Consider the following 15,154-nt stretch of genomic DNA (forward strand, 5'->3'; position numbering starts at 1 on the left):
GATACCTTTCGGCGGCACTCATACTTTTCGGCGCAAGCCACACTTTTTGGCACTACCCCCTAGAACACTATTTGCGATCTGATCGAAGCACCTAAAACGCGCCCATGCAGCATCTCCTGAGTCTTCTCCAAGCTTCGCCAGAAGCACAACAAACCCCTCGGGTTCCGGGTTTTACTAGGTAAAACCCGGAACCCGAGGGGTTTGTTCGCACTCACACTTTTGTATCCAAAGTAGAGTGCAAATGGTGGAGGTAAGGGGACTCGAACCCCTGACCCTCTGCTTGCAAAGCAGATGCGCTACCAACTGCGCCATACCCCCAACGAAGAAACATCTTATCATAAAGAAAAGACTGCGACACGCTATTTCTAGCGTGGGCCCGGAGGGACTCGAACCTTCGACCTCATCCTTATCAGGGATGCGCTCTAACCTGCTGAGCTACGGGCCCATTCTTCATTTTTGGTGTTGCGGCATTTGTTACAACAAAAGAAAACAATAGACCATATAAACACCAAAGTCAATTCAGATGTATCTGCGTGTCGCGAAAATCACAGCATGTGGCACACTGGTCATATGCCTCAGCATTACGAACTCGATATTGATGGTTTCCATGTAACAGTCATTCTTAAAAGTATTAAAAATATTTACTTGCGCGTTAAGCCGCCGCTCGGAACGGTCGAGGTAACAGCGCCCTATTATGTGCATCAATCAGATATCGAAAAAGCGGTGAGCTCTCGAGCGGACTGGATCGACACAGCGCGCGACCAACTGCTGCTCGCACACAAAAATCATCGTAAAGAAAATCTCTTAACCGGCTGGACACCTCAGAAAGAGAAAGAAGCCAAAGAAATTCTCGAAGCGAAAGTGCCTCGCCTGCTCGAAAAATGGCGGTCACGCATCGACAAGCAGCCTACGCACATAACCTACCGGCGCATGAAAACGCGATGGGGCTCGTGCACCCCAAAAACTGGGCGTATCCGCCTCAACTTAGCCCTGGCTTTCGCGCCGGACGAGCTGCTCGAGTATGTGCTCGTTCATGAGCTGACACATCTGTATGAGCGTGGTCATGGTGAGGGTTTTCGCGCCCGCATGGACGCCTACTTGCCCGATTGGCGCGCAAAAAGGCGAGCACTCAACTCCTACGGGAGTTATGAATTGCACTTCTAGAGACACGTGCAACGAGTGCTCGCCTGGTGGCGAATAGAAGGAGGTGGGGAAACTATTCGCCATTCGGGATAAACTTTACCTTCTTTTACCTCTTATTTTACTTGTTTTACTCGCTTGTAGCAATTGCGTTGGTCATTTGCGTAAACAGGTCCTGGTAGCCGCCCGGCGTCGATGCAGGCAGCACAACCGTCTTCGCGTTTGACGACTCAGACAGTGAGCGCATAACGTCCAGATACTGGTTAAAGAGCACGACATTATTCACATCTTCAATATTCATGCCCACATTTTGCAGGCTCTTAATCTGATCGACAATACCGTTTGCAATTTCGCGACGATAGTTCGCCTGACCCTCACCCTGCAGACGCGTCTTTTCCGCGTCAGCCGCAGCCTGCGCCTCGATAGCGATACGGTTCGCCTCGGCACGTTCGCGCGTCGCCTCCTTTTCGCGCTGAGCCGCGTTAATCGAGTCCATCGCGGCCTTCACCTGCTCAGACGGATCGATAGCAGTAATAAGAGATTTGACTACAGTAAAGCCGAAACGAGCCATTTCCGCGCCGACGGTTTGCTGCACGTCGCGCGCAACATCATCCTTACGCGCAAAAGCGTCGTCCAAGCTCAGCTGAGGAATAGCCGAACGCAAAGCGTCTTCCATATACGAGCGCAACTGACCGGCCGGATCCCCCAGCTCGTAGTACGCGGTTGCCACGTTCGGCGCGTCCACGCGGAACTGAGTAGACACAACAACGTTGACGAACACGTTATCGAGAGTTTTAGTTTCTACCTTTACCATCAGCTGCTGCACGCGCAGACCGGTTTTGTGCGCGATACGGTCAACAATCGGAATCTTAAAATGCAGGCCAGCCAAGCTTACGGTATGGAACTTACCGAGACGTTCAATAATAAAAGCCTGCTGTTGAGGAACAACGTACGCGCACGAGCCAATAAGTACGAGCGCAACAACTATCCAGAAAACTGTTATCACCAATGATGTAGACATTATCTCTCCTTTGAATATGTATCCTTTACTATATCAAAAAGGCTCCCTCTCCTGTCCACGAAGAGGGAGCCGAGAGCTGCTACAGAGGCTTATGCCAAGTGTGCGCGCAAGAACCACTGGAACTTTTCGAGGTCCTGAACGTGGTCCTGAATAATGTTGGAGCTAATAACATCCAGCTCGTCGAGCTCAGCAATAGCATTACGATCGTTAGCAATAAATTCATCGTAGTAGGCGATCAAAGCCTTAATATAAGCCTCGGTGGAGCCATTACCGGTAAGGTTGAACTCAGCCCAATCACGGTTGCGCACAACAGCGTCTGGACGACCATCTGGGCTGCCACCCAGCTGAGAGATGCGCTCTGCAGTTTCGTCTGCCTGATTGAGCACAACCTCAACCTGAGGATCGATCATTTCGTGCACGCCAATAAAGTTTGGACCGCTTACGTTCCAGTGAGCGTGCTTAAGAATAAGAGCTGCGTCCTGTTCCTGGCTCAAGCGGCTCTGCAAAATGGAAATAATCTTCTCGCTTGCCGATTCGTCTAAACCTGCAATAGTGTAATTTAATGCCATCATTGCCTTCTTTCCATGTTTTCACGTAGTTACAACTCTACTCTGTTTGCAAGTGTTAAAACGGGAAAACCAGCGTTTTACGCTATGCGTGTCGTCTATTTCACACTCTCAAAAGAAGTGATATGCTTGCGCACTTCAATGGTTTGAATGCGGCGGCCTTCTACTTCGGTAACCACCATATCGTAGCCATCGTCGTCGCTCAGAACCTGGCCTTCAAATCCAAGCTGCCCAGTGCGCGCAATCATGTATCCAGCAACAGTCTCATACGGCCCATCGTTAAGGGTAATGCCGGATACTTCTTCGAAGTCTTCCAACGTCATCCCACCATCGACAGTAAGCACACCGTTGACGAACGCGTTGTGCATGGAATTGAGCGAATCTTCTGGCAAATCGTATTCATCGTGAATATCGCCCACAATTTCCTCAGTAATATCTTCCAAGGTAACGATACCGTCTGTTCCGCCATACTCATCGATAACAACAGCCAAATGAATCCCCCGCTGACGCATAAGGCTCATACTTGGCAAAATTCGCGAGGTCCCTGGCAGTTGCAAAATATCGCGGGTAACATCTGCCACAGTCTTCGCTTCCGGATCGCGAATATCCAACAAATCGCGCACATGCACGAAACCGAGAATATCGTCGAAGCTCTCCCCAGTAACCGGGAAGCGCGAATACGGCTGATCGCGCACAAAAGCTGCCGCAGCTGTTAAACTCATCGTGCCGTCCACGAACACTACATCTGCGCGAGGACGCATAACTTCGGCCACAATCGTCTGCTCTGCGCCGAAAACATCGGCCAAAATTTCGCGCTCATCGCGGCTGAGCTGGGTGTTCGACGAGACGAGCACGCGCAGCTCGTCGTTACTCACTTCGCTTTCTACCTCATTCGGATCGAAACCGAGCAGACGCACAATACCGTTCGTGTTCTTACCAATCAACCAAATGACGGGCGAGGTAATCGTGGCAAAAACGTCGATAATCGGTACCATCGCGCGCGCAATTTTCTCGCCCTGCTGCAAAGCGATGCGCTTAGGTACCAGCTCAGAAACCACAATCGAGAAATACGAAATAAGCAGCGTGAGCACCACCATGGTTAAACCACCGGCAAGACCCGCATTCATGCCCGCAGATTCGAGCCATGGCACAATATGCGGCGACAGTGAGCTGGCACCAAACGAGGCGGAGAGGAATCCGGCAAGGGTTACGCCAATCTGCAGAGCCGAGAGGAAGCGGTTCGGGTCGCGCGCTACTCGCGCCACATGCGCGCCGCGATCATCTTCCTGCTCCATACGCTCAATCTGACTGTTTCGCAGCGAGACAAGCGCCATCTCTGTGCCGGAAAAAACGCTTCCCACGAGCATAAACAGCAGAATAAAGAAGAGATTAAGCCATATCGGCATACGAAATCAGTCCTTCACAACCTAAAAGCTGAGTACTTCAACCAAACCGTTGCTCATGGTGTACCGAGCGCCCACAATCTTGAGCTCCTCGGCGGCCAGCGCGCGCGCGATAATCTCGCTGCGTTCCACAAGCTGCATAATAAGCGTTGAGACGTGAATACGCTCTACATCGTCTTGCGAATCCGCATCCTCGGCCGCTTCCATCGTGCCCGCAACCTCGCCGATCGCGTACGTTAGCGATAGCGGCACGTTACCAGTTTTTGCGCTGTTGACTGCCGCTTCAAGCAGACCGCAGTGCTCATGGCTCATGACCACGAGAACAGATACGTGCAGGATATCGACAGCAAATTCGAGAGAGTTAATGACCGCTTGATCGAGAACGCCGCCGACCGAGCGGATGGTAAAGATATCGCCCAGGCCCTCGTCGAAAATGATTTCCGGCGATACGCGCGAGTCCGCGCAAGCCAGAACGGCAGCGCTTGGGTTCTGACCGGCGTATAAACTTTCGCGGGTTTCCTTATCTTGCCATGGATGCACAGCCTTGCCGCGTGCAAAACGCTTATTGCCTTCGAGCATGCGCGTCCAGACAGAATTTGCTTGATTTTCTTCAGCTAAAACACTCATACACCCCAGCTTACTAGGTGAAGAAGCCAAGAAGGCTACGGGCGATACCCGCAGCCTTCTTGATGGAGTAGAACAATAAGTATCAGCCTGTGTTCTGCAAGCCGGCAGAAACGCCGCTCACAGTGCACAAAATGAGATAAATATAATCGCCAATCTGAGATTCGCTCAGCTCTTCCTTATCTACGCGACGGCGCAAGGTCTTGAGCGCGCGAACCTGAGCAATCGACAGAGCATCTACATAAGGGGAACGCAACTTAACCATCATGCCCAAAGTGCGGGAATGCTGCAAAGTCCAATCCTCATCCTTAATAGCCAAAACCCACTTGTGGGTCAGCTCCATCTCGTGCAGAACCTTCTCGCTCAAATCTTCGCGATCGCCCATGCTCAAGTACATGCGAGCAATACGCTCATCTGTCTTAGCAAGAGACATCTCGATATTGTCGATAAAGGTGTTAAACAGTGGCCAGCTCTTATACGCTTCGCGCAAAGTAGCCAAATCTCCAAACTTCTCGCACGCTGTACCCAAGCCATACCATGCGGCGAGGTTAATGCGAGCCTGAGACCAGGAGAAGACCCATGGAATCGTACGCAAATCGTCCAAAGACTTCGCACCCAAACCACGCTTAGCAGGGCGAGAACCGATTGGCAGCAAACCAACCTCAGTCAAAGGCGTAACGATCGAGAACCATGGAGCGAAATCATCGCTTTGCAGCAGATCGAGGAAGCGCTCGTGCGAGGACTCATCCAAAGCCTGAGCCATCGGAGCGAACTTCTCGGTCATCTCCGTGTTCATCTTCTCTACAGAAGGAGCGGACTGAAGCAGCGTTGCAGCCGCAACAGACTCAACGTGACGGGTTGCCAGCGTGCGGTTACCGTAGCGCGCGAAAATAACTTCGCCCTGCTCGGTGAGCTTAAAGCGGCAGTTTACCGAGCCAACTGGCTGAGCCAAAACCGCACGGTTAGCAGGACCGCCACCGCGACCCACAGCGCCACCGCGACCGTGGAAGAGGGTAACGTCGATATCGTTCTCCTTCGCCCACTTCGCAATCTTTTCCTGAGCGCGGTGCAAAGCCAAAGTTGCAGACGTTGGGCCAGCATCCTTCGAGGAATCCGAATAACCGAGCATAACTTCCATGCGACGGCCGGTCTGCTTTAAGCGCTGCTGGACTTCTGGAATCTTAATCATGTCGTCCAAAACAGAGACAGAATTATCCAAATCTTCCAACTGCTCAAACAGAGGAATAACGTCCAAAACAGGCGCATCTGCAGGGTTAGCGAAGGCCAAACGGTTCAGCTCGTACACGTCGCGCACATGCTGAGCGGACTTGGAGAAGGAAATAAGGTAGCGGCCAGCAGCCTTGCGGCCGTGACGGCGCTGAATCCAACCGATAGCGCGGAAAGTATCGAGAACCTCTACGGTCATTGGCTGAAGCGGACCGCGCTCGCCATGCAAACCGTGCTCGCGAATATCTTCCAAAGCGCGCGAATGCACGAGAGAGTGCTGACGGAACTCCATCTCCACCATGTGGAAGCCGAAGGTCTCTACACGCCAAATAAGAGCCTGAATATCGCCGTATGCAATACGTACCGCACCAGCCTCGGCCAAAGAGCGCTGAATAACACGCAAATCGGCGAGGAAATCGTCGGCACTAACGTACATAAGATCGGCATCGCGCTCTACGGTAGCCTCCAAACGGTCGGCCATAACGAGCATGGCTGCGCGGTGAGGTTCGCTCGTGGAAATAATATCGGCGCGGCTGGTTAAGCGCTCGCTCATTTCCTTCTGACGGCTCCACAAAGCCTTCATCTCATCGCTTGGAGGAGTTGTAGCGCTTTCTACCGTTAAACGGGTAGCGGTTTTGCGGGTGGCTTCGGCAAGCTTAGTAACCATGTGGTCGTAGTACTTGCGAGCAACCTGACGCGACACCTTTGCGGTAACGTTCGGATTACCATCGCGATCGGAGCCAACCCAGCTACCTGGATGGAAGAAGGCTGGGCATACAGGTGGAACAGTTCCTGCCTTGGAACCCAAAATCCAATCGTCGAAGCGACGGTACACGTTAGGGATAACGCTAAAGAGAGTCGTATCGAAAACATTAATAACAGTGTCTGCTTCCTCCACAGGAGTTGGCTTCTTAAGGCCAATAGGGGAGGTGCGGAACAAGGAGTCAATCTCGGAGTGGAGACGACGGTCGATTTCTGCGCGCTCGGAACCGCCGGTGCGGTCGCGCTCGTCGAGGAAGGTAGCGATGCGGCGAATCTTGCCTTCGACTGCCTTACGGCGAGCTTCTGTTGGGTGAGCGGTGAAAACAGGATGGAACTCGAGCTTTTCGAGCAATTCGTTTGCACCAGCAACACCGACTTCGTCGATGAGGCGCTTGTAAGCCACGGTCAGTTCGTTAACTGGATCGGTGGCGGAACGTGTATCCACTTCCCATTCACGGTTCTTTAAGACGGCAACGCGATAGTTCTCTTCGCACAGATTTGCCAAGTGGAAATACACGGTGAAAGCGCGTGAGAGCATAGTTGCATCTTTAAGCGAGGAGTTGTCGAGCAAATCGGACGCCTTCTCCAAGCCCGCAGCAGCTACGCTAGCAGCTTCGGCAGTGTCATTGTTTCTTGTATTGCTTGCCACAATAACGTCTTCGCGCAGCTCATCGAACTGAGCTAACAACTCGGCATCGTATTCGCCGAGTACATCGCGCAACATATCCAAGCATAATTCCAAATTATCTTGGAGACGTTCTGGCAGATTTTTTTCAGTCAATTTATTGAACCTCCATCCAACACCTCTGTGGTTGCTCGGTCTTCTGACTATCTGGGGCTCCTCCCCAGTTATGTGAAGTCAGACGTTGCGAACCCAAAGCCACGCGGGTATTGATAACCTGACGAGTTTTAGTGTACGCCGAACTGTGTAGGAAGTGAGCTATGTCTCATGGGCGGCGTCTCATATGGTGGCGTGTGTGTTGTGTGTGGGGGGTGGATCATCTGGTACGCCGCTAACTGTTCTGTGTGGAGGTGGCGTGGGGAGTGATTGGCGATATAGCTCGTTTTCCACGACCTTCTAATGACGGTTTTAGGGCCGTGGAATACGAGGCGTAAAGTCAATCATCTTTCACGCCATGATTTTGGCTGAAAATGAGCATCTGACAGCCGTGAAAAACGATTCTCGTTTCAGCTCACTATTCACGCCACGAGAAAACGTTGTGGTGAGCAACTTGCTCGTATCAGATTGCTCACCACAACAAAATCAGCGCTAAATCAATGCAACCAGCGCGAAACCGGCGCCCAAGCCCAGCGTAAAGCAAAACTAAGAGCCCATCCAACTCCTGCGGTCTAGGCGGGCGCGAAAAATAGGAAGAGTGAAAGATACCCAACACAACGAGCACACCCAGCAGAACGAGCGGAACAACCAGAACACCCCCGCCCCCACAACCCAACCACACCATGCCTCAACGTTTTCCCCGCTGTCTAAGCATCATCGCCATTCGATCCCGCTGGACATGGACGACATTAAAGCGGACCTCGATACGCCGGTGCAGGATGCGTGTTTGGCGGCGAAGGTGAGCATCATCGTGCGGACGGGCTATCTCGATCTGAGCGCGGGCACGGGTAGCTATCGCGTTAAAGAGATTATGAACCGCATCGGCTACGCGCTCGGCGTGTACGTGCGCGCGGACGTGAACCTCACGAGCATTGAGGCGTCGTGCTCGGACGGCAAGGAGCGCGTAACGGAGGTTGTCGACCTGCCGAGCGTGGGTGTTAATACCGAGCGTATTTGGTATATGGAGCATTTTGCGGACTGGCTCACCGTGAACCTCGGTCATGAGGGCGTCTACCATACCGAGGCCTCGCTACAGCACAGTAACGGCGGCGATTACGGTTTCGACGCGCGCTCGCAAACTGAGAACTCGGACCGTTCTATGAGATCTATAACCGTCCGTGAGGCGCACGCGAAGCTCAACGCAATCGAGCGTAAAGCGCGACTGTACGGTCCGCTCATGCAGGCGCTTGGCTCGGCTGTGGCATGCTCGTGCTTCGTGTTTCTGCTCGGCGGCGCGGCCTACGACATGCTCGGCGCGTTTGTGGGCGCGGGCGTGGGTCAGTATGTGCGCAGCCGCATGAATGGCAAGCATCTTAATCAGTTCTTGGGCGTGGCTGTGGGCGTGGTGGCGGCCGCACTGGTCACGATTGCTACGCTGCGTTTGGTTGGTTTCGTCGATCCGACCGCGCTTGGTCACGATACCGCGTATATCGGCGCGATTTTGTTTATCGTTCCGGGCTTCCCGCTCATCACTGGCGGTTTGGATTTTGCTAAGCTCGACTTCCCCTCCGGTTTGCAGCGTATTACGTACTTCCTGTGCATCGTGGGCATGGGTACGCTCGCCGCGTGGTTCGTGGCCACAATGGTGGGCCTGAGCCCGAACGGTTTCGAGGCGCCGCACATTCCGGTATGGCTTAACGTTCTGCTTATTTTTATTACCGCGATTGGCGGCGTGTGGGGCTTCTCGGTTCTGTTTAACTCGCCGTGGCGCATGGCGTTGGTAGCGGCTGTGATTGGCGCGACCGCGGATACCGCCCGCTTGCTGATGGTTAATTATGGTCATGTGAGTTTGGAGATTGGCGCTTTTACTGGAGCTCTGATTGCCGGTTTGCTGGCTTCCGCGTGGCGCATTTCTGTGCGTAAGGGCTTGCTACCCGCCAGTTTGGGCTTCCCGCGCATCAGCTTAACTGTGCCGTCGATCGTTATTATGGTTCCAGGTTTGTATATGTACCGCGCCGTGTATGAGCTCGGTAACCTGCAAACCGTAAACGCGATGGATTGGATCTTTAAGGCGATGCTCGTGATTGTCTGCTTGCCGATTGGTTTAGCTTTTGCGCGCATTTTGACCGATAAAACCTGGCGCTACGACCGCTAGATTGTTTCAGAGCGCTCCTTGTCGTGGCGGTTCAGGCACAATAAGACTATGACTGAAATAAGTAATAGTGACGCATTCGGCGACCCCGCCGTGCGTGTGAGCGAAACGTTTTTTGATTACGAGGCGCCGTATAGCATGGATCATCCGATGATGCGCCGTCATCGTCCTGAAGTTTTAGCTCCTGCAGGCAATTTGCAAACCGTAAAGCTTGCTATTGATTACGGTGCCGATGCAGTGTATTGCGCCGGCAAAATGTTCGGTATGCGCACTGCTCCCAAGAACTTATCGCACGAAGACTTAGAAGAGGCTGTGCGTTACGCGCACGCTCGCAACGCCCGTATTTTTATTACCTGTAACGTACTGCCAACGAATCCAGAAATTACGGGTATCGAGAAGTATATTGGTGAGCTGGCTGAGATCGGCGTAGACGCTGTTATTGTTTCCGATATTGGCGTGATGATGATGGCACACCGCATTGCGCCTCAGTTGGAAATTCACATTTCCACGCAGGCGGGTGTGGTTAACTATTTGGCGGCGAATTCTTTGTATGAATTGGGTGCTAAGCGCGTAGTTTTGGCCCGCGAGTTAAGCCTCGATGCTGTGCGCGATATCCGCAAGAATACGCCATCAGATCTCGATATTGAGTGCTTTGTGCACGGTTCTATGTGTATGGCTTTTTCTGGTCGCTGCCTTATTTCTCAGCACATGACCGGCCGCGACGCTAATCACGGCGATTGCGCGCAATCATGTCGTTGGAAGTGGAGCGTGGTCGAAGAACATCGTCCAGGAGAGTTCTATCCAATCGAGCAGACAGATCACGGTGCCTACCTGTTCAATTCACAAGATATGAATATGTTAGAGCATATTGATGATTTGATTGATGCGGGTGCAACCAGCTTAAAGATTGAAGGTCGAGCAAAGTCTGCACTATATTCTGCTGTTGTGACTAATGCCTACAAGATGGCTACGAATATGTATGTAGAAAAGCGCGAAGCGGGCGATTTTAGTCATCTTGAGCTTCCTCAGTGGCTTAAAGATGAACCATTTAAGGTGGTTCATCGTCCATATTGCACTGCTTTTTATTATCCTAAGAACCCTGCTGGTCAGGAAACTCATAAGGGCGGCTACATTAATGACTGGCAGATGGTGGGCGATGTGCTCAGCTGGCAGGACGGTCGCGTTACTTTCAAAGCTAAAAATAAAATCATTCCTGGTCAAACCGTGGAATTTGTTCGTCCGGGCGTGCAGCCATACGTCATCACAGTTCCAGACGATATCTGGGATGACGAGGGTAACAAGGTAGAAGCTGCTAATCATCCAACCCATATCTTCTCGCTGCCATGCGAGGAACCGATGGCTGCAGCAACCCCTATGCGCGCACCTAAGTTAGCTCCTAAAAAGCCAATCAGACAGTTTAGAAAAGAAGATCTGCTCAAGAACAAGCAGTAACAAGCAGAGGCGTTGACCAAAAACGGTCAGCGCCTCTTATATAAAAGATAAAACTAATCCTTTTTCTTTATCCCAGGAACTGGCATCTTAGGAAAAGGTTTATGCGCAACAGGTTGTGCTGCAGGCTTTTCCTCTGCACGTTTCGCCGCTTGAGCGGCCCATGCAGCGTAATCGTCCAAATCGTCCTGTGAAGTGTCATCTGCTACATCAACGTCAACATCTACATCTGTTTCAGCTTCTACAGCAGCATCATCGTGATGACTCAGCTCCTTGGCGAGCTCGTCGTAATCTGTATCAGTTGTCAGATATTTGAGCTTACGGGCAATTTTTGTCTGTTTTGCCTTCTGGCGTCCGCGGCCCATCTGACCCCCTTCGCATGCTCATCAGCGCTTAAAGCGCAACTATATCTAATTCATCTCTCATAGAGTACCACTACCGTTGTAACATGTGTTGTTTTATTGAATCACTTGCTACAGGACAGTCTTGCGATTGTCCGCTCCAAGTCTTACAGCATAATCATGCTGGCTTGGTTCACGTTTCACAGGGTCTGCCAGCGACATATTGCCGACTAGTCTTACGCTCCCTTCACGTGCGTTTAATGTCTCGGGAGCACTTCCCGCGACATTAATATTGATAGCTGCGTTCAATCTCTATCCATGTTGATACCACAATAGTCACAATGGTACGTACGCTCACTGAGAGAGTTTAGCTTTCGCCATCCTACAGTCCGAGCACTTTTTGCTGCTTGGATAGAACCTGTCCACGACATGAAGTGTACATTCGTTTTTTATGCTCTTGTATTCGAGTTGACGGCGAAACTCACCAAAACTAGCGTCACGTAGACTCTTGGTTAGATGATGATTACGGATCATTCCTGCCACACTAAGGTCTTCAATACTGATATGCGCGTAGGCACGGGTAGGCTCAGTGGTGATTTTGTGCAGCGCGTCCTGCCGAAGCTGATAGATACGCTGGTGTAAACGTGCCACATAGAGACGCGCTTTATCACGACGATGTGAACCTTTCTTTCGCCTACTTAACATACGTTGTGCGCGAGCAAGACGCTTTTCCACTCGTTTGAATGGATGTGGATTAGGTATCGCGGTACCGTCCGACAAGGTGACAAGGTTTTTCACACCCATGTCAATACCCACGCTCGTCCTTTTACAACGTGCACGTATAGGGGAGGTCTCATGTTCTATGCCGATAGACGCGTACCAACGGTCAGCGCTACGCGTAACAATAATACGCAACACATGTGCGTGACCAATACGATGCATAACATTTTCCATGCGATGCAATCGCCCAATACGAGGCAAACGAATAGCATGCGAATCGTCTGGTACAAGACGGTAACCAGTAGTGAAATGGATACCGGACACACAGCGAGAATGATTCTTAAAGCGAGGGAAACCTATGCGCTTGCCCCTGCGTTTACCATGCTTACTATCAGCATGATTACGTAGAGCACGACTAAGGTTTTCTAGTCCCGTGTTGTACGCTTCTTTACTGTTACGCGACCACCATACCCGCTCATCGGCACCGACTGCAAGTGTATTCTTGTTCTGATTCCACCATTTACGCAATCCGTAATACGAGCACTCAGGTTTCTGCCCATTATTGAGCTGGTCGAATACATGGCTCAGCGCTTGATTATACGCGAAGCGTGCAACACCTGTATGTTCGGTAAGCATACGCGCCTGCTTAGCAGTAGGATCGAGCATAACCTTGACCGCTTCTATCATGATGTCTCCCGTAGCACAGCTATCACGCATCGCACTCTATCTGTTCATACTTAGGGTCATGGAGAATCATGCCAGTGAACGTGCAACCGAACTCAGCTAGCATGGTATTTTCGTAACACATTTTCCACACGGTTTGAAGTTTTAAGCCCTCACGAGACCCCACTCGCGGACTAGCATAAGACAATAATACCAAATAAAAACAAGCAAAAACCGAGCAGTTTATCCCCCTAATGTCGGATAAAACTTTTAGACTAAAAGCATTAAAAATATGGCTAGAAGCTAAAGAAAGTAGGGCATAATGACCGATGATCAGCATTTGACTGCTGCTGGAAATGAAATGAGCGCAAGCTTCTTAGCTGCACAAGAGCGTTCCAATAAAACTGCAGCAAAGCTTGAAGCTAATCCAAACGCTTTTACTATGCTTACAGGTGACCGCCCAACAGGTCGTTTACATTTAGGTCACTACTTCGGCTCTATTAAAGAGCGCGTGGCTATGCAAAACAAAGGCGTTAATACCAATATTATTATTGCTGATTATCAGGTGATTACTGACCGCGATACCACCGAAAACATTCAGGATAATGTGCTCAACTTAGTTTTGGATTATATGGCTGCCGGTATTGATCCAACGAAGACCATGATTTTTACGCATTCTTCGGTGGCAGCAGAAAACCAGTTGATGCTTCCATTCCTCTCTTTGGTTACTGAAGCTGAGCTGCATCGCAATCCAACGGTAAAGTCCGAGATGGAAGCATCCGGGCATGCGCTTACTGGCTTGTTGCTGACGTATCCAGTTCATCAGGCATGCGATATTCTTTTCTGCAAAGCTAATGTGGTGCCAATCGGTAAAGATAATTTACCTCATGTGGAAATTACGCGCACCATCGCTCGCCGTTTTAACGAGCGTTATGCTAAGAAAAATCCTGTGTTCCCAGAGCCAGCAGCTATTTTGTCTGATGCTCCAGAAATCCCAGGCTTGGATGGTCGTAAGATGAGTAAATCGTACGGCAATTCCATTATGTTGGGTGCTACTGCAGAAGAAACTGCAAAACTGATTAAGAAGAGCCCAACTGACTCTGAGCGCATGATTACTTTTGATCCTGTAAATCGTCCACAAGTTTCTGCGTTGCTGACTACTGCAGGCTTGACTTCCGGTCGCGATCCACGAGAGATTGCTGAAGAGATTGGAAATGGCGGCGGTGGAGCTTTGAAGGCTTTCGTGATTGATTCCGTGAATACTTTCCTGGCTGAGCACCGTGAACGTCGCGCTGAGCTGGCTAAAGACATGGATATCGTGCGCGATATTTTGCATGATGGCAATAAGCGAGCCAATGAGATTGCCAACCAAACACTCGATGAAGTGCGCGAGGCTATGGGAATGGTGTACTAAAGCTTTTTAGCGCAAACAAGGGAGGGGCTGCTCGTTGGGCAGTCCCTCTTTTTATGTGCGGGTTGAGAGTGAGTGCCAGACGACTATCTCTTGTGAGCTGCGGGACGTTGTATTTTTCACTCATAAGCCCATACGTAAAGGCTAAAACAGCGCAGATCGCTCCACAGCAAACAAGCACTGCGCCTTTTACTCAACAGGCAGTGGGAGAAGACCGCTTAAATCATCGCGTTCGCCTACTGCACTAATACGTCCAGCATTTTTCTCCTCGCTCCAGCTGGTAATGCCACACACAAGACGTAACCATACAGCAGGATCAAGCTCAATCACATCGGGTGGTGTGAGATTATGAGGATCTGATTGAGGCCCTTCCAATATCTTGACAGCGGCAAAAGGAGCTACGCGAACTTCTACGCCTGGCCCAGGAGCACGCAATTCCAACATATAGAGGGAGTATCGCACAGCCATAGCCATACTACGACGGTCTAAACGTGGTGCAATCTCTAAGCGACGCTCTAATGCTGTGTTCTGTGATGCTTCGTCACGAGCTTGCTGCGCCCATGTTGTGAGGGCGCGCTCTCCTTCAAGAATGTCATCGGCTTTAATAACTGGCATATTCCAAGGCTACGCGAAGTTGGTCTTTGCTCAAGTCTAGGTGTTTTGCCTGAGCTTCGAACACGACCAGCAACGAAGCCAGCGCACGCCCGAGCACCCAGCAATACAGGCTTTTGGGACTTAGTGTGGTTTTTTTTGGGGGGGGGATGTTGTCTAGTAGGTTCTAGTTGATTCCTCTGGCAGTTATGTGTTGAGACATCGTTGCAGTGTGAATGTGTTTCGTCTTTATGTGTGAAGTCGATACGCGTAACCGTTATGCCAGTTTTGAAGCCATTTTTGCGC

12 protein-coding genes and 2 tRNA genes are annotated in these 15,154 nt (G+C 51.0%); 4 read left to right on the plus strand and 10 right to left on the minus strand.

Translation table 11 applies throughout. From position 1 onward, the window contains the following. Window positions 1-242 precede the first annotated feature (242 nt). A tRNA-Ala gene (locus HMPREF2909_RS07870) sits at window positions 243-318 on the minus strand. Window positions 319-371: 53 nt separating this feature from the next. After that, a tRNA-Ile gene (locus HMPREF2909_RS07875) sits at window positions 372-445 on the minus strand. Window positions 446-570: 125 nt separating this feature from the next. Between HMPREF2909_RS07875 and HMPREF2909_RS07880 the strand changes: the two genes are divergently transcribed. After that, window positions 571-1,164, plus strand: a complete 594-nt coding sequence (locus tag HMPREF2909_RS07880) for a M48 family metallopeptidase (RefSeq protein WP_071416036.1) — start codon at window positions 571-573, stop codon at window positions 1,162-1,164. Between the two features lie 106 nt (window positions 1,165-1,270). On the opposite strand, the gene HMPREF2909_RS07885 is transcribed toward HMPREF2909_RS07880, so the two are convergent. The 5 genes from HMPREF2909_RS07885 to HMPREF2909_RS07905 all read right to left on the minus strand — a co-directional run bounded on the left by HMPREF2909_RS07885 (window position 1,271) and on the right by HMPREF2909_RS07905 (window position 7,575). Beyond that, window positions 1,271-2,161: an SPFH domain-containing protein gene (locus HMPREF2909_RS07885; RefSeq protein ID WP_071415844.1), complete on the minus strand. Its 891-nt coding sequence runs from the start codon at window positions 2,159-2,161 to the stop codon at window positions 1,271-1,273. Between the two features lie 89 nt (window positions 2,162-2,250). Continuing rightward, window positions 2,251-2,730, minus strand: a complete 480-nt coding sequence (locus tag HMPREF2909_RS07890; RefSeq protein ID WP_071415845.1) for a Dps family protein — start codon at window positions 2,728-2,730, stop codon at window positions 2,251-2,253. A gap of 95 nt (window positions 2,731-2,825) precedes the next feature. Further along, window positions 2,826-4,133: a hemolysin family protein gene (locus HMPREF2909_RS07895; RefSeq protein WP_071415846.1), complete on the minus strand. Its 1,308-nt coding sequence runs from the start codon at window positions 4,131-4,133 to the stop codon at window positions 2,826-2,828. 21 nt (window positions 4,134-4,154) lie between these two features. Further along, window positions 4,155-4,757 (minus strand): carbonic anhydrase, encoded by a 603-nt coding sequence (locus HMPREF2909_RS07900; protein ID WP_071415847.1) that lies wholly within the window; start codon window positions 4,755-4,757, stop codon window positions 4,155-4,157. A gap of 82 nt (window positions 4,758-4,839) precedes the next feature. Continuing rightward, complete coding sequence (locus HMPREF2909_RS07905; RefSeq protein ID WP_071415848.1) at window positions 4,840-7,575, minus strand: phosphoenolpyruvate carboxylase; 2,736 nt, start codon at window positions 7,573-7,575, stop codon at window positions 4,840-4,842. 685 nt (window positions 7,576-8,260) lie between these two features. On the opposite strand from HMPREF2909_RS07905, the gene HMPREF2909_RS07910 reads away from it, so the two are divergent. After that, window positions 8,261-9,676, plus strand: a complete 1,416-nt coding sequence (locus tag HMPREF2909_RS07910) for a threonine/serine exporter family protein (protein ID WP_071415849.1) — start codon at window positions 8,261-8,263, stop codon at window positions 9,674-9,676. Between the two features lie 147 nt (window positions 9,677-9,823). After that, window positions 9,824-11,125 (plus strand): peptidase U32 family protein, encoded by a 1,302-nt coding sequence (locus tag HMPREF2909_RS07915; RefSeq protein WP_084797318.1) that lies wholly within the window; start codon window positions 9,824-9,826, stop codon window positions 11,123-11,125. Between the two features lie 53 nt (window positions 11,126-11,178). Here the strand turns inward: HMPREF2909_RS07915 and HMPREF2909_RS07920 are convergent, their stop codons facing one another. Together HMPREF2909_RS07920 and HMPREF2909_RS07925 are read right to left on the minus strand one after the other, a co-directional pair. Beyond that, window positions 11,179-11,487: a DUF3073 domain-containing protein gene (locus tag HMPREF2909_RS07920; RefSeq protein ID WP_071415851.1), complete on the minus strand. Its 309-nt coding sequence runs from the start codon at window positions 11,485-11,487 to the stop codon at window positions 11,179-11,181. 330 nt (window positions 11,488-11,817) lie between these two features. Continuing rightward, window positions 11,818-12,900 carry a transposase gene (locus HMPREF2909_RS07925; protein WP_246815539.1) on the minus strand — a complete coding sequence of 361 codons (1,083 nt, stop codon included), beginning with the start codon at window positions 12,898-12,900 and terminating at the stop codon, window positions 11,818-11,820. A gap of 268 nt (window positions 12,901-13,168) precedes the next feature. On the opposite strand from HMPREF2909_RS07925, the gene trpS reads away from it, so the two are divergent. Continuing rightward, complete coding sequence (trpS, locus tag HMPREF2909_RS07935) at window positions 13,169-14,260, plus strand: tryptophan--tRNA ligase (protein WP_071415853.1); 1,092 nt, start codon at window positions 13,169-13,171, stop codon at window positions 14,258-14,260. 186 nt (window positions 14,261-14,446) lie between these two features. Here trpS and HMPREF2909_RS07940 read toward each other — a convergent pair whose 3' ends face one another. Beyond that, the gene (locus HMPREF2909_RS07940) at window positions 14,447-14,872 is read right to left on the minus strand and encodes a sterol carrier family protein (protein WP_071415854.1); all 426 of its coding nucleotides are present in this window, start codon (window positions 14,870-14,872) and stop codon (window positions 14,447-14,449) included. Window positions 14,873-15,154 lie beyond the last annotated feature (282 nt).

This window comes from Alloscardovia sp. HMSC034E08 (assembly GCF_001813415.1).
Classification (GTDB): domain Bacteria; phylum Actinomycetota; class Actinomycetes; order Actinomycetales; family Bifidobacteriaceae; genus Alloscardovia; species Alloscardovia omnicolens.

Excerpts from the sequence above, each read along its gene's own strand:
- HMPREF2909_RS07880 (WP_071416036.1), top strand. The coding sequence starts at position 571 with ATGCCTCAGCATTACGAACTCGATATTGATGGTTTCCATGTAACAGTC.
- HMPREF2909_RS07885 (WP_071415844.1), bottom strand. The coding sequence starts at position 2,161 with ATGTCTACATCATTGGTGATAACAGTTTTCTGGATAGTTGTTGCGCTC.
- HMPREF2909_RS07890 (WP_071415845.1), bottom strand. The coding sequence starts at position 2,730 with ATGGCATTAAATTACACTATTGCAGGTTTAGACGAATCGGCAAGCGAG.
- HMPREF2909_RS07895 (WP_071415846.1), bottom strand. The coding sequence starts at position 4,133 with ATGCCGATATGGCTTAATCTCTTCTTTATTCTGCTGTTTATGCTCGTG.
- HMPREF2909_RS07900 (WP_071415847.1), bottom strand. The coding sequence starts at position 4,757 with ATGAGTGTTTTAGCTGAAGAAAATCAAGCAAATTCTGTCTGGACGCGC.
- HMPREF2909_RS07910 (WP_071415849.1), top strand. The coding sequence starts at position 8,261 with ATGGACGACATTAAAGCGGACCTCGATACGCCGGTGCAGGATGCGTGT.
- HMPREF2909_RS07915 (WP_084797318.1), top strand. The coding sequence starts at position 9,824 with ATGATGCGCCGTCATCGTCCTGAAGTTTTAGCTCCTGCAGGCAATTTG.
- HMPREF2909_RS07920 (WP_071415851.1), bottom strand. The coding sequence starts at position 11,487 with ATGGGCCGCGGACGCCAGAAGGCAAAACAGACAAAAATTGCCCGTAAG.
- HMPREF2909_RS07925 (WP_246815539.1), bottom strand. The coding sequence starts at position 12,900 with ATGCGTGATAGCTGTGCTACGGGAGACATCATGATAGAAGCGGTCAAG.
- trpS (WP_071415853.1), top strand. The coding sequence starts at position 13,169 with ATGACCGATGATCAGCATTTGACTGCTGCTGGAAATGAAATGAGCGCA.
- HMPREF2909_RS07940 (WP_071415854.1), bottom strand. The coding sequence starts at position 14,872 with ATGCCAGTTATTAAAGCCGATGACATTCTTGAAGGAGAGCGCGCCCTC.